20 protein-coding genes and 1 rRNA gene are annotated in these 20,749 nt (G+C 68.2%); 7 read left to right on the top strand and 14 right to left on the bottom strand.

The window, feature by feature from the left end:
• Positions 1–82 precede the first annotated feature (82 nt).
• The 3 genes from QSJ95_RS31560 to QSJ95_RS31550 form a co-directional block, all read right to left on the bottom strand.
• Positions 83–1,207, bottom strand: coding sequence for an FAD-dependent oxidoreductase (locus QSJ95_RS31560; protein WP_285647636.1), 1,125 nt, complete (start codon positions 1,205–1,207; stop codon positions 83–85).
• Between the two features lie 141 nt (positions 1,208–1,348).
• Positions 1,349–1,696, bottom strand: coding sequence for a Rieske (2Fe-2S) protein (locus tag QSJ95_RS31555; RefSeq protein ID WP_285647634.1), 348 nt, complete (start codon positions 1,694–1,696; stop codon positions 1,349–1,351).
• Positions 1,697–1,699: 3 nt separating this feature from the next.
• Positions 1,700–2,641, bottom strand: coding sequence for a VOC family protein (locus QSJ95_RS31550; RefSeq protein WP_285647632.1), 942 nt, complete (start codon positions 2,639–2,641; stop codon positions 1,700–1,702).
• Between the two features lie 283 nt (positions 2,642–2,924).
• Here QSJ95_RS31550 and QSJ95_RS31545 point away from each other — a divergent pair, with 283 nt between their 5' ends.
• The 3 genes from QSJ95_RS31545 (at position 2,925) to QSJ95_RS31535 (ending at position 6,590) form a co-directional block, all read left to right on the top strand.
• Positions 2,925–3,863, top strand: a complete 939-nt coding sequence (locus QSJ95_RS31545; protein WP_285647630.1) for a LysR family transcriptional regulator — start codon at positions 2,925–2,927, stop codon at positions 3,861–3,863.
• A 182-nt stretch (positions 3,864–4,045) separates the two neighbouring features.
• Entirely contained in the window at positions 4,046–5,203 is a 1,158-nt protein-coding gene (locus QSJ95_RS31540) for an alpha/beta hydrolase family protein (RefSeq protein ID WP_285647628.1), read from the top strand.
• 193 nt (positions 5,204–5,396) lie between these two features.
• Positions 5,397–6,590 carry a Fic family protein gene (locus tag QSJ95_RS31535; RefSeq protein WP_285647626.1) on the top strand — a complete coding sequence of 398 codons (1,194 nt, stop codon included), beginning with the start codon at positions 5,397–5,399 and terminating at the stop codon, positions 6,588–6,590.
• A gap of 2 nt (positions 6,591–6,592) precedes the next feature.
• On the opposite strand, the gene QSJ95_RS31530 is transcribed toward QSJ95_RS31535, so the two are convergent.
• Positions 6,593–6,973: a nuclear transport factor 2 family protein gene (locus tag QSJ95_RS31530; RefSeq protein ID WP_043317978.1), complete on the bottom strand. Its 381-nt coding sequence runs from the start codon at positions 6,971–6,973 to the stop codon at positions 6,593–6,595.
• A 260-nt stretch (positions 6,974–7,233) separates the two neighbouring features.
• Between QSJ95_RS31530 and QSJ95_RS31525 the strand changes: the two genes are divergently transcribed.
• Positions 7,234–8,577: a metal-dependent hydrolase family protein gene (locus tag QSJ95_RS31525; RefSeq protein WP_285647623.1), complete on the top strand. Its 1,344-nt coding sequence runs from the start codon at positions 7,234–7,236 to the stop codon at positions 8,575–8,577.
• 2 nt (positions 8,578–8,579) lie between these two features.
• Complete coding sequence (locus tag QSJ95_RS31520; RefSeq protein WP_285647621.1) at positions 8,580–9,023, top strand: GlcG/HbpS family heme-binding protein; 444 nt, start codon at positions 8,580–8,582, stop codon at positions 9,021–9,023.
• On the opposite strand, the gene QSJ95_RS31515 is transcribed toward QSJ95_RS31520, so the two are convergent.
• The 7 genes from QSJ95_RS31515 to QSJ95_RS31485 form a co-directional block, all read right to left on the bottom strand.
• A complete protein-coding gene (locus QSJ95_RS31515) occupies positions 9,014–9,943 on the bottom strand; it encodes a LysR family transcriptional regulator (protein ID WP_285647619.1) in 930 nt (309 codons plus the stop codon). The two genes, QSJ95_RS31520 and QSJ95_RS31515, sit on opposite strands and share 10 nt — an antisense overlap.
• Positions 9,944–10,026: 83 nt before the next feature.
• A complete protein-coding gene (locus QSJ95_RS31510) occupies positions 10,027–10,233 on the bottom strand; it encodes an FAD-dependent oxidoreductase (protein ID WP_009620173.1) in 207 nt (68 codons plus the stop codon).
• 551 nt (positions 10,234–10,784) lie between these two features.
• Positions 10,785–11,783, bottom strand: a complete 999-nt coding sequence (gene souR, locus QSJ95_RS31505) for a transcriptional regulator SouR (protein WP_285647657.1) — start codon at positions 11,781–11,783, stop codon at positions 10,785–10,787.
• A gap of 45 nt (positions 11,784–11,828) precedes the next feature.
• Positions 11,829–13,244, bottom strand: coding sequence for a GABA permease (gene gabP / locus QSJ95_RS31500; RefSeq protein ID WP_281687802.1), 1,416 nt, complete (start codon positions 13,242–13,244; stop codon positions 11,829–11,831).
• A 440-nt stretch (positions 13,245–13,684) separates the two neighbouring features.
• Positions 13,685–13,894, bottom strand: a complete 210-nt coding sequence (locus QSJ95_RS31495) for a cold-shock protein (protein ID WP_009620169.1) — start codon at positions 13,892–13,894, stop codon at positions 13,685–13,687.
• A gap of 421 nt (positions 13,895–14,315) precedes the next feature.
• Positions 14,316–14,573 (bottom strand): hypothetical protein, encoded by a 258-nt coding sequence (locus QSJ95_RS31490; protein ID WP_043317991.1) that lies wholly within the window; start codon positions 14,571–14,573, stop codon positions 14,316–14,318.
• Between the two features lie 155 nt (positions 14,574–14,728).
• The gene (locus tag QSJ95_RS31485) at positions 14,729–15,856 is read right to left on the bottom strand and encodes an AGE family epimerase/isomerase (protein WP_285647613.1); all 1,128 of its coding nucleotides are present in this window, start codon (positions 15,854–15,856) and stop codon (positions 14,729–14,731) included.
• Positions 15,857–16,056: 200 nt separating this feature from the next.
• Between QSJ95_RS31485 and QSJ95_RS31480 the strand changes: the two genes are divergently transcribed.
• Positions 16,057–16,656 carry an NAD(P)H-binding protein gene (locus tag QSJ95_RS31480; protein WP_064583036.1) on the top strand — a complete coding sequence of 200 codons (600 nt, stop codon included), beginning with the start codon at positions 16,057–16,059 and terminating at the stop codon, positions 16,654–16,656.
• 5 nt (positions 16,657–16,661) lie between these two features.
• Positions 16,662–17,012 carry a hypothetical protein gene (locus QSJ95_RS31475; RefSeq protein ID WP_058489781.1) on the top strand — a complete coding sequence of 117 codons (351 nt, stop codon included), beginning with the start codon at positions 16,662–16,664 and terminating at the stop codon, positions 17,010–17,012.
• Between the two features lie 22 nt (positions 17,013–17,034).
• On the opposite strand, the gene QSJ95_RS31470 is transcribed toward QSJ95_RS31475, so the two are convergent.
• The 3 genes from QSJ95_RS31470 to rrf form a co-directional block, all read right to left on the bottom strand.
• Positions 17,035–18,729: an NAD-dependent malic enzyme gene (locus QSJ95_RS31470; protein ID WP_043272928.1), complete on the bottom strand. Its 1,695-nt coding sequence runs from the start codon at positions 18,727–18,729 to the stop codon at positions 17,035–17,037.
• 85 nt (positions 18,730–18,814) lie between these two features.
• On the bottom strand, positions 18,815–20,101 hold the full coding sequence (locus QSJ95_RS31465; protein ID WP_064583035.1) for a dicarboxylate/amino acid:cation symporter: 1,287 nt from the start codon (positions 20,099–20,101) through the stop codon (positions 18,815–18,817).
• Between the two features lie 570 nt (positions 20,102–20,671).
• Positions 20,672–20,749, bottom strand: a 5S ribosomal RNA gene (gene rrf, locus QSJ95_RS33105); the annotation flags it as partial.

The following is a 20,749-nucleotide window of genomic DNA, read 5'->3' as shown; positions in this document are numbered from 1 at the left end:
GTCACCTCTTTCTTGTTCTTGTGCGTTGGTGTTGGCGTGGGCCGCGGCGCGCCGGCAAGGCGGGGCGCGCCGGGCCGTGGGGTCAGATGGGGCGCGCGGTGACCTCCAGCATCTGCTTCACCAGGCCGATGCGGTCGAAGGACGGGTCCTGGGCGATCTCCTTCTCGCCGGCCAGCAGGGACTTCTCGGCGATGAATTTGCAGCGCTCGAAGCGCCGGCCCATGAAGCGCTGCAACTGCTCGGCCAGGCTGCCGCCAGTGGTGATTTCCTCGGCCAGCACCACCGCGTCCTCGATGGCCATGCCGGCGCCCTGCCCCAGGTGCGGCGTGGTGGCGTGGGCGGCGTCGCCGATCAGCAGCACCCGCCCGCGGTGCCAGGGCTCGTCGACGAACACCGCTTCCAGCGGCTTGTAGACGACCTCGGCGCTGTCGGTGATCTGCTCGCGCAGCTCGCCGATCAGCCCGCCGAAACCGGCCAGGCGCTGGCGCAGGCCCTCGGCCAGGCCGGCCGGGTCCATCCAGGGGTTGCCCGGCTCGTGGGAGGTGGTGAACAGGTACATGAGGTCGTCGGCCAGCGGCACCAGGCCGGCGTTGCCCGAGGGGCCCTGGTAGTTGGCCAGGTGGTCGATCTGCGCGGCGCGGCGGAAGTTGTGGCGCCACACCGACTGGCCGGTGAAGCGTGGCTGGTACTTGTCGCCGAACAGCAGGCCGCGGACCCGCGAGTACAGCCCGTCGGCGCCCACCAGCAGCTGGTAGCGGCCCTGGCTGCCGTCGCTGAACAGCACGTCGACGCCGCTGGCGTCCTGCTCGAAGCTTTCCACCGAGGTGCCCAGGCGCACGCGGGTGCCCAGCTCGATGGCGGTTTCGCTCAGCACCTTGTGCAGCGCGCGGCGGGAGATGCCGACGTTGGCCGGGTACTGAGGCCCCGCCAGGCGCTGGCCGGGGATGCGCACCAGTTGCTGGCCGGCAGTGGTGTAGATGGCTACGTCCTCGAAGGCGTAGGCGGCGTCCAGGTAGGCGTCGAGCAGGCCCAGGCGGTGCATCTCGCGCACCACGTTGCTCTGCTGGATGATGCCCACGCCGTAGACGGTCCACTCGGTCTTCAGTTCGACCAGGTCGACGGCGATGCCCTTGCGGCGCAGGGCGATGGCGGCGCACAGCCCGCCGATACCGCCACCGACGATCAGCACCTTGCTCACAGTGTTCATGGCGTCTCTCACGTGTTGTTCTTGTTGTCCGCACCGACTGGCGGTGCGGCCGTTCTCCGTGCCCTGGGGCACAGCTTCCCGGCGGGGCCGGGTCTTGACCAATCGAGTCCGCGGATGCGACCTATCGCACGGCGCGATACCTCAGCCTTGCAGTTGCGCCAACGGCAATAGCAGCCAGCCGTCCTTCTCTTCATGCACCAGCGCCGCCAGCGATTGCCCAAGGCACGGGCCGTACATGCATTCGCCATCGTGCGGGCGGAAGCGCGCGCCGTGGGCGTAGCAGACGACCCACTGGCCATCGGCGCTGAGGAACCTGTCCTTGCGGTACTCCAGCGGCACCTGCAGGTGCGGGCAGCGGTTGCGGTACAGGCGCACCTGGCCGCGATGACGCAGGGCGAACAGCGCATCCGCACCCTCGCCCTGCGGGTCGAAGCCGCGCGCCTGGCCCTCGCCCAGCTCGTCGAGCCGGCACAGCGCCACGCAGTCCACGGCTCAGCCCTGCTTCGGCGGCGGGCCGCCCGGCGCCCACTTCTCCCGCGCGGTGAAGAGGAACAGCTGCGAGTTGTCCGCCGACATCGGCGCCTGGCGCGCGGCCCAGGCGTCGTCGTGCTTGTCCATGTCGGCGTCGTACTCGATGTGGCAGCCCAGCGGGCTGTTGAAGTACCAGAACCAGTTGGAGCCCAACAGGTGCCGGCCCGGCCCCCAGAAGCTGGTCCAGCCCTTGTTCTGCAAGCGCGTGCCGGCCAGCAGTACCTCGGTGCCGCTGCCCAGGTGGAAGGTGAAGTGCTCGCAGCCCTGCATGTGCGGCGGCGTCTGGATCATGAACAGGCAGTGGTGGTCGTCCATGCCCGCCGAACGCATGAAGGGGCCGACGCCGACGAAGCTGTCGGTGGTGACGAAGCCCAGGCGCTCGCGGTAGAAGGCCTCGCCCCTGGCCGCATCGGGCACGAAGTACACGACGTGGGACAGGGTGCGCGGCAGCGCCGGCATGTCCGGGGTGATGCCCAGCTGGTTGAGCGGGCGCTGCGGCGCGCTGCCGGGGGCGTTGGTCAGGTCGGCTGGGGCCTCGAAGGGGCGCCGGCAGCTGACCTGGAAGGCGATGGCGAAGCCCAGGTCATCGACGCAGTGCAGCATGCCGGCGGCATCGCGGCGCACCTCGCGGTCGCGCCCCAGTTCGTCGGCGATGGCGTCCAGGTCCGCGGCGCCGGCCACGCCGTAGACGGTCTCGCGCAGCGATGGCGCTGGGCCCAGGGCCGGCGGCAGGCTAGCGTCGTCGCCGCGGCGGATGACGATGGCGGTGCCGTCGAGGGCTTCGAAGCGCCCGCCGTCGGCGGTGAGTTGCACGGCCGTGAGGCCATAGTCGCGCAGGCAATCGGCACAGGCCTGGATATCGTCGACGCCGAAGACCAGGGCGTCGAGGCCAAGGATGTTCATGGCTACCACTCCATTGAAATTATGATTCGGCGCCGGGCAGGGGGTCGCCGGTGGTGGGTCGCCGCGGCTCGGGGGCCGCTCGACTGGAGCGCAGGTTGCTGGGTGGCGCGGCGGGCTGACCAATCGCATGTGGGGATGCGAGGCATCGCCGATCGCGATACCTGGGCGCAGGCCCATGGCGGCGGGCGTTTGCCGCCCACTCCCGGCGGAGCGCTATTGACGTATCGGGAATGCGGCGGGAAGGTATCGCGAAAATAACTACAACAAGCCTGAGCCATCTGCCATGCGATTCCACCACTTGGACCTGAACCTCCTGGTGGCGCTGGATGTGCTGCTGGAAGAGCAGAACATCACCCGCGCCGCCGAACGCCTGCACATGACGCAATCGGCCACCAGCGGCGTGCTCGGCCGCCTGCGCGCCTTCTTCGAGGACGAGCTGCTGGTGCAGGTCGGCCGCAAGATGCAGCCCACCCCCTATGCCCTGGAACTGGCGGTGCCGGTGCGCGAGGTACTGCTGACCATCCGCTCCTCGATCACCGCCAAACCGGTGTTCGACCCGGCCAGCAGCAAGCGCCATTTCCGCCTGGTGACTTCGGACTACCTGATCAGCGTGCTCTTCGCCCAGGTGATCCAGAAGATCCACCAGCAGGCCCCGCACATCACCTTCGAGATCCTCACCCCCGGCGACAACAGCGCCGAGCTGCTGATGCGCGGCGAGGTGGACATGATGATCGTGCCCGAGCGCTACATCATCGACGGCCACCCGGCGCAGCTGCTGTTCGAGGAGGACCACGTCTGCGTGGTCTGGCGCGACAACCCCCAGGTGGGCGAAAGCCTGACCCTAGAGCAGTACATGCAGATGGGGCACATCTCGGTGGGCTTCGGGCGCAACCGGCACCTGAGCATCGAGGACTGGTTCATGAGCCAGTACGGCTTCAACCGCCGCCTGGAAGTGATCACCAACGACTTCAACACCCTGCCGCAGCTGCTGGTCGGCACCCAGCGCGTGGCCACCATGCACCGCCGCCTGGCCGAGCTGTACGCGCGCTACCTGCCGCTGCGCATCCTGCCGCCGCCGGTGAAGATTCCGGTGATGCGCGAGTACATGCTCTGGCACCGCAGCATGGAGGGCGACCCCATGCACCGCTGGCTGCGCGAGCGCATCCGCGACTTCATCCAGAGCCTCGACCAGCAGCCCGAAGCCCTGCGCCACACCGGCTGAGCCCGTCCCATCGCCCCGGCCGCCGGCATGGCACCGGGGCATCGCGTTTGGCGATACCTCGCATCCCCACTCGCGATTGGCGCGCCGCCGCCCCGCCTGCGTACCTTGCCGTCGAACCGCGCCCTGCGTGCCTGCCGCCATTCCCGGGCGCCGGATACATCGACCGCAGAAGGACAACAAGAATGTTCCGCTACTTCCCCACCAATTACGTCTGGAATCTCTCGGTGGACCTGGCCATCGAAATGGGCGCCCGCCTGGGCGAGATCGAGGAAATGTGCGCCCCGCTGCAGGAGGCCGCGAAGCAGCCCGACGCCGCCGGCACCCAGGCCTTCCGCGAGACCTGGTCGAAAATGGCCGACAAGCTCTGCGGCCTGGCCGAGGAAGACGAAGCCGCCGGCCGCCTGCTCTCCGCCGGCGAGAAATACAACCGCGCCGCCACCTACCTGCTCACCTGCGAACGCCTGCAGGCCCATGGCGCGCCGGGCCGCGAGGCGCTGTACCAGCGCTTCCTGCAGACCTTCGCCCGCGGCATCGCGCTGGCGAAGGAGAACTGCGAGCGCGTGGAGATCCCCTACGAGGGCAAGCACATCGCCGGCCTGTACGTGCGCGCCGAAAGCGTCGAAGGCCCGGCGCCGCTGCTGGTGCAGGTCAACGGCCTGGATTCGACCAAGGAAATGAAATACCGCGTCGGCCTGCCGGCCTGGCTGGCGAAACGCGGCGTGGCCTCGCTGATCATCGACCAGCCCGGCACCGGCGAGGCCCTGCGCCTGCACGACCTGACCGCGCGCTACGACAGCGAGCACTGGGCCAGCCGCGTGTTCGACTGGCTGGAAACCCGCGCGGACGTCGACGCCAAGCGCATCGGCCTGGAAGGCGTGTCCCTGGGCGGCTACTACTGCCCCCGCGCGGTGGCCTTCGAACCGCGCTTCGCCTGCGGCGTGGCCTGGGGCGCCAACCACGACTGGCGCGACGTGCAGAAACGCCGCCTGGAGAAGGAAGGCGACTTCCCGGTGCCGCACTACTGGGCCCACGTGCGCTGGGTATGGGGCGCCAGGGACATGGACGAGTTCATGCGCATCGCCGAGAACGTCCACCTCGACGGCGTGCTCGAGCGCATCCGCGTGCCCTTCCTGGTCACCCACGGCGAGAAGGACTCGCAGATCCCGCTGAAATGGGCGCACCGTACCTACGAGCAACTGGTGAACAGCCCGAAACGCGAGCTGAAGATCTTCACCGAACGCGAAGGCGGCGTGCAGCATTCGAGCTTCGACAACAGCATCAATGCCGGGCACTACATAGCCGACTGGGTGGCGGAGACGCTGGGTGGGCGTACGGCCTGAGGGTTTGCTTTGCGGCAGCGGATTCCGGTGCCGCTTCCCACCTGCCGGGCGGGCCGGCGAGCTGCCCATGGAAATATGAAGGGAAGCCCGCAGAAATACGCTCAAAACCCTGACAGAATCCGCAATATATAAGGGTTTGCCACCTTTCCAGATGTGAATTTAAATATGAAGACATTCCTCCTGGAAAGCTGCAATGCCGCTGATCACCGACAAGGACTGGCTGGACCCGATATTGCCCGAAGAGCTGCCGGCCTCGATCATCGAACGCGCCGACACTCTACCGGGCAAGGCGGCCTTCCTGGCCGGCCGCCTGGCCAGGCAAACGAGCGAGCAACTCGGGCAACTGCTGCAGATAACCAACAGCTACTACTCGAACCTTATCGAGGGCCGCTATACCGAAATCGCCATGATGCAGCAGGCGCAGACCGCGCCACGCCGCGAGCGCCTGCTGCTGCAGGACCTGGCTATCCGGCACATGCAGGCGCAAGAAGTGTTCGAACGCGCCCTGCGGCGTTTTCCCCCCGCGCAGTGGAGCGCCCTGTTCGAACCGGCGCTGGTGCAGCGCGTGCATCGGCGCCTGTTCGACGCTACGGAGGATGCCAGCCGGCGCCTCGACGATGGCCGCCTGCTGCGGCCAGGCCAGCTGCGCGCCAGGCCGGACGAGGAAGTTTCCGTTGGCGGCAGGCCCGCGCCGGCCGCCGCCGTCGTGCTGCCGATGCTGCGCCACCTGCGCTATGACTTCGGGCGCATCCACGACCCGCGCCGCCGCCTGATCGGCGCCCTCGCCTATCATCACCGGCTGGCCTTCGTGCACCCGTTCCTCGACGGCAACGGCAGAACCACGCGACTGATGACCCATCTCCATCTCGTCGCCCTGGGTCTGCGCCCGACGCTCTGGTCCTTGTCCCGCGGACTGGCGCGCCAGCACCAGGATTACTATCGGATGCTGGCGCTGGCCGACCGCCCACGGGAAGGCGACCTGGACGGGCGCGGCAAACTGAGTCGCAAGCATTACTTCGCCTTCATCGAGTTCATGCTGGACGTCTGCCACGACCAGATCGACTACATGACCCAGGCCGTCGACCCGGCAGCGCTGCGCGAGCGGGTGGTGCGAGCCTTCCGCTACAACGCGCAGCTACGCGCGGCCGGCGCCCGGGAAGAAAGCGCCGCGGCGATGCATGCCTTGCTGGTGCAGGGCGAAATGCCACGCAGTGACTTCAAGACTTTCACCGGCCTGACGCCACGCCCGGCGATCGACGAATTGAGCCGCCTGATACGCCTGGGCGTGGTGCTCAGCCCGACGCCAAAGTCCCGCAGCGTGCAACCAGGGCTGCCGGCCTGGTTCGCCCAGGAGATATTCCCGGACCTCCATCGGCGCTTCCAATAGCCCTACGCCAGCACCCGCGTCCCGTGGAACGACGCGATCCGCCAGCCCGCCTCTTCCTTCACCCACAGCTGCGTGGCGAAGCCTTCCGCGCACACCGGCTCGCCGCCGCCGCGCTTCTGCAGCAGGTTGCACTGCGGCCCACTCATCAACGCCAGGCCGTCGCCGAACAGGCGCACCTGCAACTCGCCGCGTTCCACCGCCAGGTAGCGCACGGCGTGGCGGGCGTAGTCCAGGTACTGCGCCTTGTCCTGCACCAGACCCGTGGTGTGCACGTACAGCAGGTCGTCGGCGAATAGCCACTCCAGGCCGGCGTGGTCTTCTTCCACCAGCGCGCGCTGGCGTTCCTGCTCCAGGGCCAGCAGTTCGCTACGGATATCGTTCATCGGGTTTCCCTCTGGGTTTGATGGCGGCGGCATCCTCGCCCCGGCAGCCCCGGCGGGAAAAATCGCCATTGGCCATGCCAGGCATCGCCACTGCCGATACCTGCCCTGCGCGGCCTCCCCCCTGCCCGGAGCCCGGACGCCACGCCCCCTGGAGCAGGTATCGACACCATCGATGACCGCGCATCGACAGCATCTGTTGGTCAGCCGGGCCGACACCGCCCTAGCCTGCCGGCACAACAAGAAGCCGAGGAGAAACGCCCATGGGCGCCCTGCACCTGCACTGCTCCACCCTGTTCGACGGCACCGGCCTGGAGGCCCGCCACGCCCAGACGCTGATCATCGACAACGGCCTGATCCGCCATGTCGGCCCGACCGCCCAGGCCCCGCGACCGCAGCCGGGCGACCGCGAGGAACGCGCCGCCTTCGTCATGCCCGGGCTGGTGGACGTGCACACCCACCTGGCCTTCGGCAACGCCCAGAGCGAGGAAGACATCGATATCTGGACCAGCGACGAATTCCGCGCCCTGCGCGGGCTGTTCTTCGTCCAGCACGTGCTCGCCGCCGGCGTCACCTCCATGGTCTGCCCCGGCGACAGCGGCCAGCTCAGCATCGCCGTGCGCAACACGGTCAACGCCGGGCTGTTCGAAGGCCCGCGCATCGCCGCCAGCAGCCGCGTGATCACCAACCGGCAGAGCCTCAACGACTGGTTTCCCAGCCGCGTCGGCGCGCCGGAATACTTCACCGCCGCCCTGGTCACCAGCCGCACCGAGGCCATCGCCGAAATCCGCAAGCAGGCCAAGGACGGCGTCGACCTGATCAAGATCGCCATGGACGGCACCCACCGCCGGCCCAACGGCGAGATCATCGCCGCCTTCACCGCCGACGAGACCCGCGAGATGGTCGAGGAAGCCCACCGCCTGGGCTGCCGGGTGGCCACCCACGCCTATGGTTGCGAGGCGGTGATGTACGCCGCCAGGGCCGGGGTGGACCTGGTGTTCCATGCCTTCTACATGGACGACGCCTGCATCGAGGCGCTGCTGGAGGCCGGCAGCGTGCTGGCCCCGACCATGACCTTCCCGCAGAACACCGTGGACTTCTGCCAGCCCCACGACCCGGCCATCGCCACCGGCTACGCCGGCTACTGCGCGCGCACCCTGGAGCTGGGCACTCCGGTGCTCAAGCGCGCCAAGGCCGCCGGCATCCCCTTCGCCTGCGGCAGCGACAGCGGCTTCGCCGTCACCCCCTACGGCGAATGGCATGCCCGCGAGCTGGAGCTGCTGGTCACCCGCCTGGGCTTCACCCCGGCCGAGGCGCTGTACGCCGCCACCAACGTCGGCGCCCGGCTGATGCCGCGCGGCGAGACGCTGGGCACGCTGGAAGCGGGCAAGCAGGCCGACCTGCTGCTGCTCGACGGCTCGCCCCTGGACGACATCCGCATCCTCCAGGACCGCCAGCGCCTGCAGGCCGTGTACAAGGCCGGCGAACCGGTGCGCCTGCAGCGCACGGCGTACAACCCCAAGCAGGTGTCGGACTTCAATTCGCTGAAATGGACCGACCTCTACACCCGCGACCGCGTCGCCCAACTCGGCAAATGGAGCCTGTGAGCATGCCCACCCTCGATTTCGAACGCGCCGCGCAACTGGCCGCCGCCACCCTACGCCATGCCCGAAGGCTGGGCCTGCGCCCGCTGGCCGCCGCGGTGCTGGACGCCGCCGGCCACCCGCTGGCGGTGCTGCGCGACGAGCAGGCCAGCTTCCTGCGCCCGCAGATCGCCAGCGGCAAGGCCCGCGGCTGCCTGGGCATGGGCTTCGGCGGCCGCGAACTGGCGCGCCGCGCCCAGGCCATGCCGGCGTTCTTCGATGCGATCAACAGCCTGACCGGCGGCGAGGTGATCCCGGTGCCCGGCGGCATCCTGCTGCGCGACGAGGCCGGCAACCTGCTCGGCGCCATCGGCGTGAGCGGCGACACCTCCGACAACGACGAGCGCTGCGCCCTGCTGGCCATCGAGGAATTGGGCCTGCACGGCGACACCGGCGACGCTCAGGCCTGATCCAGCCGCGCAGCCTGCTCCGCCAGCAATCCGCGGAGCCAGGCCAGCGCCGGGTCCAAGTCCTGCTGCGGGTGCCACTGCAACAGCTGCGGCGCCGCCGGGAAGGCCAGCGGCGCCGGCAGCACGCGCAGCGGGTAGCGCCGCGCCAAGGCCTGCGCCTGACGGCGGAACAGCGTGGCCACCCGCGGCGTGCCGACGATGAACTCGGCCATCAGCGCGAAGCTCTGCACCGCCACCGCCACGCGCCGTTCGATGCCCAGCTCGCGCAGGTGCAGCGCGTCCATCGCCAGGTTCTGGCCGTCGGCGAACTCGCGCAGCACATGCTCGGCGGCGCAATAGTCGGCCAGGCTCAGGCCCTCGGCGAAGGCCGGATGCCCGGCGCAGACGATGCAGCACAGCTCGTCGCTGAGCAGCGACATCTGCGGATAACGGGCATTCACCCGGCGCTGCGGCACTATCACCAGGTCGCTGCGGCGGTACTCCAGGGCTTCGGCGACCACGTCTCCATCACGCGGCAGCGGCAGGTCGCGCACCACCAGCGAGGCCCCCGGCGCCAGCCGCGACAGTTCGCGGCTGGCCGCCGGCAACAGGGTCGCCGCCACGTAGTCCGAGGCCACCAGGGTGAAGCGCCGGTCGCAGCGCGAAGGGTCGAACACCACCGCCGCATCCACCACCTCGCCAGCCAGGGCCAGCGCCTCGCGTACCTTCGGCAGCAACTGGCGGCCCAGGGCGCTGGGCACCAGGCGCCGCCCCACCGGCAGCAGCAGCGGGTCGTTGAAATGCTCGCGCAGGCGCGCCAGCGCCGCGCTGGTGGCCGACTGGCCCAGGTGGAGGCGTTCGGCGGCCCGGCTGACGCTGCACTCGTCGAGCAGCGCGGCCAGGGCCACCAACAGGTTGAGATCGAGGCGACGGTAGCGCATGGGCGCTTTATACCCCGCGCGACGCCGGCGACGGAGCGCGTTTGCCGCTGGCAGGTATCGCGCCGGGCGATACCTGCCGGCGCTTACCCTGCGAAACGCCGCGCCAGGAAGGGCGCCAGCGGCACCGACGGCGCCAGCCCCGAGGCCTGTTCGGCCAGCAGTTGGCCGGTGATGGCGCCCAAGGTCAGGCCGATATGGCCGTGGCCGAAGTTGTAGAACACCTGCGGCAGGCGCAGGAAGCGCTCGAACAGGCGCCGGCTGAGGGCGTAGGGGTCGAGCGTGCGGCTCACCCCGGCAGCTCCACCGCGCAGGCGGCGCGGGCGTTGAGCGCCGGTTCCAGCTCGCGCAATTCCGGGCCTTCCACCAGGCGGATGGGCACCTCGAAGCGCCGGTGGTAGTCGACCATCTCCAGCACCGCCTGGCGAAACCCATGCGGGCGTGGCGATGGGTATCGCTTCGCTCAACCCATCCTGCGGTGGCGTGGGGCGCATGACCGTTCGCGGTTGTCCGTCCTACGTTCAAGGCAGCGCGGGGTTCGCCGGGCGTTCTGGTGCTCGGGTTCGAGGCCGCCCCTCTCCCTAACCCTCTCCCTGAAGGGAGAGGGGACCGTTCGGAGCGCGCTGGTGTTTCGGCGTTAGTCGGCTTGTACCGAGTTCCCGACTAACACCAAAGCTTGTCTCGGCACGGACAAGCCCCCTCTCCCTTCAGGGCGGGGCGCGCAGCCGAGGGCTGGGGAGAGGGAACGGAGTCAATCCAAAACACCTCGGCCCCCGGAAAACACCCCTCCCGAATCCTAGGGCGCATAACGCCCCAGCGTTATCCGCCATTTCCGCAAGCCAACCTACCTCACCGACTTCACACACCCATGGCGCACCTCCTTCGACGGCGGATACCCGTAGAAGGACGTGTAGCACTTGCTGAAATGACTGGGCGAAACGAAGCCGCAGGCCAGGCCCACCTCGAACATCGGCAGGTCCGAGTGCTGCAGCAGACGGCGGCTCTCGGTGATGCGCAGTTCCAGGTAGTAGCGCACCGGCGTGGTGCCCAGCTGCTGCTGGAACAGCCGCTCGATCTGCCGCTTGGAGCGGCCGACGTAGCGCGCCAGCTGTTCCTGGCTGAGCGGCTCCTCGATGTTGGCGCTCATCAGGTTGATGGCCTCGCGCAGCGGCTCGCTGAGCTTCTCGTGCAGCGCCGGCCGGGCGCGGCGGAAGCGCGATTCCTCGAAGGCGAGGATGTCCGCCACGGCTTCCACCAGTTCGCGGCCGTGCAGCGCGTCCATCCACTCCAGCACCATGTTGAAGGCCCCGGTGGGGCTCGCCGCGGTGAGGCGGTCGCGGTCGACCATGTGGCTTTCGCTGGTGACTTCGCTATGCCGGGCGATCTCCGCCAGCGCGGCGCGGTTCTCCGGGTGTACTGCGCAGCGGTAGCCGTTCAGCAGGCCGGCCTGGCCGAGGAACCAGGCACCGTTCCACAGCCCGGCCAGGGCCACGCCCTTCTCCGCCGCCAGTTGCAGCAGGCGCGTCAGTTCCGGCGCGGCGCGCAGCGGGGTGCGCAGACCGCCGCAGACCACCAGCAGGTCCAGCCCCGCCAGGTGCGCGGGCGCCAGGGCCGAGCCGGGGCAGATGACCAGACCCAGGTCGCTGGTGACCGATTCGCCGTCCAGGCTGAAGGTGCTGGTGGCGAAGGCGTCGGCGCGGATCAGGTTGGCGGTGACCAGGGTGTCCAGCGCCTGGGTGAAGGCCGGCAGGGAGAAATGCTCCAGCAGCAGGAAGCCCACCCGCCCCTGGCGTTGCGCGCCCGCCCGGGGCGCGGAAAGGAACCTGAGGTTGCGGCCCTGCATGGCGCCGCTGAATTGCCGCCGTTCTACCAATCGCGACTCCTGTCTTCAGCCGGCCGAACGCAACGGCTCGAAGCGGCTGCCGGCATGGGCGCCCTGGCGCCGGGTGGTGAAGCTCAGCAGCACCGTGGCCACGGTCAGGCCGAGGGTGGAACTCACTTCGACGCGGTGCTCGGGCAGGATGAACATCACCACCAGCACGGAGGTGATGAAGGCGATCACCGCCCAGGTCAGCCAGGGGAACAGCCACATGCGGCAGGCGATCTCCTGGTTGCTGCGCTGCAGATTGGCGCGCATGCGCAGCTGCGAGACGGCGATGGCCAGGTACACCAGCAGGGCGATGGAGCCGGAGCTGGCGAGGAGGAAGTCGAACACCCGCGCCGGGGCGATGAAGTTCAGCACGGTGGTGAGCATGCCGATCAGCGTACTGGCGATCACCGCCGCCCGCGGCACTCCCCCCGCCGAGGTGCGCTGGATGAAGGCCGGCGCGTCGTTGCGGCGGCTCAGCGAGTAGATCATCCGCGAGGCGATGTAGATCGAAGAGTTCAGGCAGCTGGCCACGGCCACCAGCACCACCACGTCCATCATCAGCTTGGCGTGGGGCACGTTCATCAGTTCCAGGGCGCGCTGGTAGGAGCCCTGCGCCGTGAGCATGGGGTCGTTCCAGGGCACCACGGAGATGATCACCAGGATCGACAGCAGGTAGAACACGCTGATGCGCCAGATCACCGCCCGCGTGGCCTTGGCGATGTTGCGCCGCGGGTCGCTGGATTCGGCGGCGGCGATGGTCACCGCCTCGGTGCCGATGAAGCTGAACAGCGTGGTGATCAGCGCGGTGAAGATGGCGCCCCAGCCGTTGGGCAGGAAGCCGCCGTGCTCGCGCATCAGGCTGCCCAGGCCGCTGACCTCGTGCCCCGCCGGCAGCACGCCGAGCAGCGCCGCCGCGCCCAGGCTGATGAACAGCACGATGGCGCCCACCTTGAGCATGGCGAACCAGAACTCGAACTCGCCGTACTTGGCCACGCTGAACAGGTTGGTGACGGTCAGCAGCAGCGTCATCACCAGGGCGAACACCCAGGTCTGCACCTGCGGGAACCAGCTGTTGAAGATCACCCCGGCGGCGATCGCCTCGATGGGGATCACCAGCACCCAGAACCACCAGTACAGCCAGCCGATGGTGAAGCCGGCCCAGCGGCCGATGGCCTGGTCGGCGTAGGCGGAGAAGGAGCCGGTGTCGGGGCGGGCCACGGCCATCTCGCCGAGCATGCGCATCACCAGCACCACCAGCAGCCCGGACAGCGCGTAGGCCAGGATGGCGGCAGGCCCCGCGGCGGCGATGGCATGGCCGGAACCGACGAACAACCCCGCGCCTATGATCCCGGCAATGGACAACATGGTCACATGGCGCGGCTTGAAGCCCTGGACCAGTTCGCCACTGGCGCCTTTCGCACTTGGAATACTCATCGGTCGGCCTTTGTTGAATTTGTTATGCGGTGGCAAGGCGCCACCTGGCGGGCGTCCCGGACTGCGGGACGCGGGCACAACCCTATTCCAGGGCGTTATCCGGGCATTTGCCCAAGATCGCCATGGGCATGAGCAAAAACGACATGGCCTCGCCCGCGAGCGCCCAGGCCCGGCGCTGGCGACAGCATGAAAACGACATCGGCGGAAAGAGGAAGAAGAGGAAGGGCAGCGACGCTGCTAGATGCAGCGACCGTCCACGGACAGCGTCTGCGCGGAGGTACGGAGCGCCCGGTCAGGGGCAAGACAGGCGACGGCGTCGGTCATCAAGTACCAGATTGCCCGGCCGAGGTAGCGGAGTTTCGATTGCGAGAGGGAATTTTTCGAGCACAAACGAAAAGCCCCGCAATGCGATGCGGGGCTTCGGGCACCAGAAGGTGCGCTTACAGGGCTTGAACCTGCTCGGCCTGCGGGCCTTTGGCGCCGGCAGTCACGAGGAAGCTGACGCGCTGGCCCTCGTCGAGGCTCTTGTAGCCGGTGGATTCGATCTGGCGGAAGTGAACGAAGACGTCCGGGCCGCTTTCCGGGGTGATGAAGCCGAAGCCCTTCTCAGCGTTGAACCACTTGACGGTACCAGTTTGGCGGTTTGCCATGATGTAGATCTCCAAGGTAGGAACGAGCACAGGCGACATGCCTGGCTGAAACTGAATGCAGAGTGAAGAGAAACCGAGGAGATGGAAATCAGAACGGACTGAACATCAAGACGGAGGCGCTAAACTGGCAGGCAGTGGCAGCAGAATACAGGGTTCGACGGATTTGAACAGCATTTTCTTTTCCGCATCGCGATTCTGGACGGCCGGTCGCCTTTCCACGACGCGCAGGAAGCGTCTCCCAACACCTGTAGGAGCGGGCCCTGCCCGCGATTCGCGCGCAGGGCGCGCTCCCAGGTAGAGCCGGAGGTGGGCATGGCTCGCTCATACGAAGAGCATCCCAGCGCGGCCTGCAAGAAACGAAAGCACCTCGGCGCCCCATATGCCCCGGGAATGCGCTAATGGATAACGCGAAAAGCCCGGCTCAGGCCCTCCCGTCGAGCTGGTCCACCCAGCGCTCGGCGGCGGCGAAGGAGGCCTCGAAGGCGGCCTCATGGGATTCCCAGGGCCCGATCACCACGTCCAGCGGCGATACGCTGGTGGGCACCTTCGCCAGCGAAAGCAGCATCTCGGCGACCTTGCCGGGGCCGGCGTAACGCGGCGAGATGAGCACCGCCACCCCGCTGGAGGTGGTGTACTCGCTGGGTGGCATGAAGTTCGGCTCACTGGTTCGCTGTTGCATGCATCGTTCCCCCTGGCCCGCTGGCAGGCCGTTCACATGGCTGGAGTTGCGCGAGATGGCGGACGGTCGCCCACCCTTTCACGGACTCTCCAGCTTGCCAGCGGTTCCGCCGGATCGCCCCTGCCAAAGGCATGGCCGCCGGGCGGTACAAGGAGTCAGACGCGCCCAACCAGGGCCTGCAGCGCCTGGTAGGCGCCCAGCAGGTGGTAGGACGTGGTGGAAGGCATGTCCGCGCGCAGCACCTCGCCGTCCGGCCCCAGCACCTCGTGCCAGCCGCCGTCGTGGAGGAAGCGCGAACGGAAGCGCTCGGTCCAGAGCGCCAGGGTATCGAGGGATCGGGCGCTACCCTCCACGGCCAGGGCGCGGGCGAACTCGGTCTGCGCCCAGATGCGCTGGGTGGCGTCCTGCAGCGTGCCGTCCGCCGCCAGTGCGGCACTGACGCCGAGGGTATCGGCGGCCACGCCATGCTGCCGGGCGAAGACGAAGGCGCGACGCAGCGCGGCCTCCAGGGCCGAACCGGCGAACAACGCCGGCGCGCCCATGACCAGCGAGAACCATTCGAACTGATGCCCCGGCTCGATGCGGTTGCCCGCCTCGCCTTGCGGCAGCTCGGCGATGCAGCCGCTGGCCGGATCGACGAAGCGCGCCAATACCGCGGCGCCGATCGCCTGCAGGCGCTCTCCGTACCAGGGCTCGCCGGCGATGGCATAGGCCGCCAGATAGGCCTCGGTGAGGTGCATGATGGGGTTCTGCAGCACGGGCGCGCCGTCGTCTGCGAAATCCTCGGCCAGCGCGGACAGGTACAACCCCTCGCCATCGGCGAAGCGCTGCTCGATCAGCTCGGTGGTGCGCGTCATCAGCTCCAGCGCAGCCGCGTTGCCACTGAGCTTGTGATACTGCGCGCAGGCGAACACCACGAAGGCGAAGGTGTAGAGGTCGCGGCTGCTGTCCAGCGGCTTGCCGGCCGCGTCGATGCTGTAGAGCCAGGCCCCCTGGCCATCGCCGAAGTGGCGTTGCAGCGAGTCGAACAATGCCTCGGCCCGAGCAGCGCCGGCAGGCCCCGCGTGGCTGAAGACGAACAGCTGGCGGGCGCAGGCCATGGCGCGGTAGCGCACCGCGGGCAGGGGCTGCCCGCTGCGGTCGTCGAGCGACTCGTAGGGCAACTGCAGCGCCTCGTTCCAGCCGGCGGCGCGCCACAGCGGCAGGACGGTGTCGGCGTAGTGACGGGTCAACGCCTCGATACCGGCGGTGAGGGATGGCGAAAGGAACGACGGGACGGACATGCGGCGAGTCTGCGTGAGGAAGGAAGGCGCAAGCGCAGAAGATAGAGGAAAAGCCCTCGGGAAAGAACCCGCCCGCACTCGACACCGGACTGCGTGCTCCACTCCCTGCCCCGGCCAACTGCCAGGCCGGCGGAACCTCCGCCCTCGCCAAGGCTTCGATATGCATAGGCCCGCCCTGCCCTTCAATCGGAGGAAGCGCCATGCACAACCTCGAGACCCCCACGCTGAAGCTGGGCGTGTTCCGCCCCTTCGACAGCCTCGGCCAGGCCCTGGTCGCCGCCGCGCTGCACCGGCAGCACGAGGTCAGCGCCCTGGTGGAGGACCTCAACGACCTGCGTGCGCGCCCCGGCCTGCGCTGCAAGCTGGGCGGCCTGGCGTCGTCCATCGAGGTCAGCGAGGCGGTGACGGGGCTCGACGTGGTCTTCGCCATGTTCGGCGACCAACCGCCGCAACAGCTCCCGCCGCAGTGCGGCGCGCTCATCGACGGTGCGTTGCGCGCCGGCATGCCGCGGCTGTTCCTGGTGGGCCACTGGCAGTGGCTGGTGGCGCCGCAAGATGCCGCCGACGAGCAACTCGGCGCCGGCCTTGCGCGCAGCCTGGAGGTGAGCGGCCTGAACTGGACGCTGGTGGAGGCGCCGGACTTGATCGAAGGCCTGCGCATCGATGACTTCAGCAGCGCCGCCGCGCCCATGGACAAGGCGAGCCAGCAGGCCCTGTCCTGTGCCGAGGCGCTGCTCGACGAGGTGCGCCTGGGGCTGCACAGCCGCCAGTGCCTGCGTCTGCGCGAGGCAGGGAGGTGATGGCCATGTCCGGTCCTGATGCGCTCAGCCAGACGCTGGGCACTCTGCTCCTGGCGCTGGCCTTCAGCGCCTTCATCCTCTTCGTTCGCGGTTACCGCCCCGCCGGGGTCGGCGCCTTCTGGTACGACCTGGTGCTGGGCTTCGTCGGCCTGTGGCTGGCGCTCTGGCCGGAAGCGGCGACCTTCCTGCACGAGATGAACGCCGCCAGCGCGCGGGGCCTGCTGCTGCAGGTCGTCGCCACCCTGCTGGGCGGACTGCTCGGCGCCGGCGCAGCCAAGGCCCTGCAGTTCGCCCTGCAGGAGCGCCGCGCAGGGCGCCCGGCAGGCGAAGAGCGCCACGGGCGCTGGAAGCGCTAGCGCAACGCCTGTAGCGGCAACCTCACAACGAGCGACGGCGGTACTCGCGGTAGCGCGGCACCCAGAAGTTGCGCTCGATGGCGGCCTGGAGCATGTCGTCCGGGGTTTCCAGCGCCACGCCCTCGGCCTGGGCCTGCTTGGCCACGGCGAAGGCGATGCGCCGGCTGACCTGCTGGATGTCGCGCAGCGGCGGCAGCACCGCATCGCCCTCCCCCGTCACCACCGGCGAGCACTCGGCCAGGGCGTTGGAGGCGGCCATCAGCATCGCCTCGGTCACGCGCCGGGCGCCGGCGGCGATCACCCCCAGGCCAATGCCGGGGAAGATGTAGGAGTTGTTGCACTGGGCGATGTGGATGCTGCGTCCGCCATGCTCCACCGGCTGGAACGGGCTACCGGTGGCGACCAGCGCGCGGCCCTCGGTCCACTGGAGGATTTCCGCCGGCGTCGCCTCGACCCGCGAGGTCGGGTTGGACAGCGGCATCACCAGCGGCAGCGGGCAGTGCTTGTACATCTCGCGGATCACCGCCTCGCTGAACAGCCCGCGCTGCCCGGAAACGCCGATCATCACCGTCGGCTTGGCCCGGCTGACCACTTCGAGCAGGCCGATGCCGTCCTCGCCGCGCTGCCAGTCGGCCACGTCGGCAGCCTTCTGCGCCAGCTTGCGCTGGAAGTCCAGCAGGCCGTCCATGCCCTCCACCAGCAGGCCGTGGCGGTCGACCATGAAGATGCGCTGGCGCGCCTGCGCCTCGGACAGCCCTTCCAGTTGCATGGCGGCGATGATGTGCTCGGCGATGCCGCAGCCGGCGGAACCAGCGCCGACGAAGGTGATCACCTGCTCGCTGAGCTTCTGCTGCTTGACCTTGCACGCCGCCAGCAAGGTGCCGACCGCCACCGAGGCGGTGCCCTGGATGTCGTCGTTGAAGCAGCACAGCTGGTCGCGGTAGCGCGCAAGCAAAGGCATGGCGTTGGTCTGGGCGAAGTCCTCGAACTGCAGCAGCACGCCCGGCCAGCGGCGCTGCACGGCGCGGATGAACAGCTCGACGAAGTCGTCGTAGTCCTTGCCGCTGATGCGCGGGTGGCGCCAGCCCATGTACAGCGGGTCGTCCAGCAGCGCCTGGTTGTTGGTGCCCACGTCGAGCACGATGGGAAGCGTGTAGGCCGGGCTGATGCCGCCGCAGGCGGTGTACAGCGACAGCTTGCCGATGGGGATGCCCATGCCGCCGATGCCCTGGTCGCCCAGGCCGAGGATGCGCTCGCTGTCGGTGACCACGATGATCTTCACCTTGTCCTTGGTGGCGCTGCGCAGCACGTCGTCGATGCGCTCGCGGTCCGGCCAGGAGACGAACAGCCCGCGGTGGGTGCGGTAGATCTTCGAGAAGTCCTGGCAGGCCTGGCCCACCGTGGGGGTGTAGATGATCGGCAGCATCTCCTCCAGGTGGCCTTCGAGCAGGCGGAAGAACAGCGTCTCGTTGTTGTCCTGGATGGAGCGCAGGTAGACGTGCCGGTCGAGGTCGGAGGCGCATTGCAGGTACTGCTGGTAGACGCGCTCGGCCTGTTCCTCGATGGTCTCCACGGTCTGCGGCAGCAGGCCGATGAGGTTGAAGTCGATGCGCTCCTGCGGGCTGAAGGCGCTGCCCTTGTTCAGCAGCGGCATCTCCAGCAGGGCCGGGCCCGAATAGTGGGTGTACAGCGGGTAGTTCGACTTGCGTTCGGTCATGGCTTTCTCCACTGCCTGCATGACGGGCTTCAGGAAACGACAGCGCCCCGTGCAGGGGCGCCGTAGAGGGTAGCGCGTGAAGCTTTCAATGATCCATCGATGCTTCGAGCGCCGAGGGTCCGGCGGCCAGTTCGCGATGCAGGGTTTCCTCGTCCAGCTCCTTGCACCACTTGGCTACCACAACGGTAGCCACGCCGTTGCCCACCAGGTTGGTCAGCGCGCGGGCCTCGGACATGAAGCGGTCGATACCGAGGATCAGCGCCAGGCCGGCGACCGGCAGGTGGCCCACGGCGGACAGGGTGGCGGCCAGGACGATGAAGCCCGAACCGGTGACGCCGGCCGCGCCCTTGGAGGCGATCAGCAGCACCGCCAGCAGGGTCACCTGGTGGATGATGTCCATCTGCGTATCGGTGGCCTGGGCGATGAACACCGCAGCCATGGTCAGGTAGATAGAGGTGCCGTCGAGGTTGAAGGAATAGCCGGTGGGAATCACCAGGCCGACCACGGTCTTGTCGCAACCCAGCTTCTCCATCTTGGCGATCATCCGCGGCAGCGCGGACTCTGACGAGGAAGTGCCGAGAACGATCAGCAGTTCCTCGCGGATGTAGTTGATGAAACGCAGGATGTTGAAGCCATGGAAGCGCGCGATGCTGCCCAGCACGAGGAGCACGAAGAGGATGCAGGTGAGGTAGAAGCAGGCCATCAGCTCGCCCAGTTGCACCAGCGAACCCACGCCATAGGCTCCGATGGTGAAAGCCATGGCACCGAAGGCGCCGATGGGGGCGACGCGCATGATCACGTTGATGATGTTGAACATCACCTGGGTGAAACGCTCGATGAACAGGAAGATCGGCTGGCCCAGGCTGCCCATGCGATGCAGCGCGTAGCCGAACAGCACGGAGAAGAACAGCACCTGAAGGATGTCACCGTTGGCGAAGGCGCCGACCACGGTGTTGGGGATGATGTTGAGCAGGAACTCGATGGTGCTCTGTTTCTCGCCGGCCGAGGCGTAGGCGGCGACCTTGCTGGTATCCAGGCTGGCCGGGTCGACGTGCATGCCCACACCCGGCTGGACGATGTTGACCACCGCCAGGCCGATGATCAGGGCGATGGTGGAAACCACCTCGAAGTACAGCAGCGCCATGCCACCGGTCTTGCCCACCGCCTTCATGCTCTGCATGCCGGCGATACCGGTGACCACTGTGCAGAAGATGATGGGCGCGATGGCCATCTTGATCAGTTTGACGAAGCCGTCGCCCAGGGGCTTCATCAACACCGCGGTCTGCGGATAGAAGTGGCCCAGGGCGATGCCGATGGCAATGGCGATCAGCACCTGCACGTAGAGGCTCTTGTAGAAGGGTTTCTTGCTCATGGCGGCTACCTTTCTCCAGGTCGGCGCCGGCCCTCCTGGCCACGGCACCCGACTCCACGACCGGGCCTCCCCATCCTCGAGAGCGCGTCCTGCAGACGGTGGACTCCCGGCGAGCAGTGGCGGTGGCCGGGAACTTGTTACCTATTGTTTCTGACTATAGGCGCTACACAGCGAGGCGAAGTTCCGAATGTCTGCCTGCTGAGCGGGCCCTGCCCGCGATTCGCGCGCAGGGCGCGCTCCTACAGGGGGAATGGCGCAGGTGGGGCGGCGTAGGAGCGGATCTTATCCGCGAAACGCGCCGGGACCGCCGGCTATCGCGGACAAGGTCTGCTCCTACGGGTGCAGGACGTACCCTCGTAGGATGGCGTTGAGCGAAGCGATACCCATCGCCATGGCCTCGCGGACACGGCGCGGGTGGGGCGGCGTAGGAGCGGATCTTATCCGCGAAGTGCGCCGGGACCTCCGGTGATCGCGGACAAGGTCCGCTCCTACAGGGAGATGCGCCGGCTTTTCCGCGCGCCAAAGCAAAACCCCCGACCAGCCAGGCTGATCAGGGGTTTTGGGATAGGTGCTTGACGATGACCTACTCTCACATGGGGAAACCCCACACTACCATCGGCGATGCGTCGTTTCACTGCTGAGTTCGGG

The organism is Pseudomonas sp. NBRC 100443, assembly GCF_030268185.1.
In the GTDB taxonomy this organism is placed as follows: Bacteria; Pseudomonadota; Gammaproteobacteria; order Pseudomonadales; family Pseudomonadaceae; genus Pseudomonas; species Pseudomonas citronellolis.
Note: the sequence above shows the minus strand (reverse complement) of the source record. Positions and strands in the feature narration are given on the sequence as shown.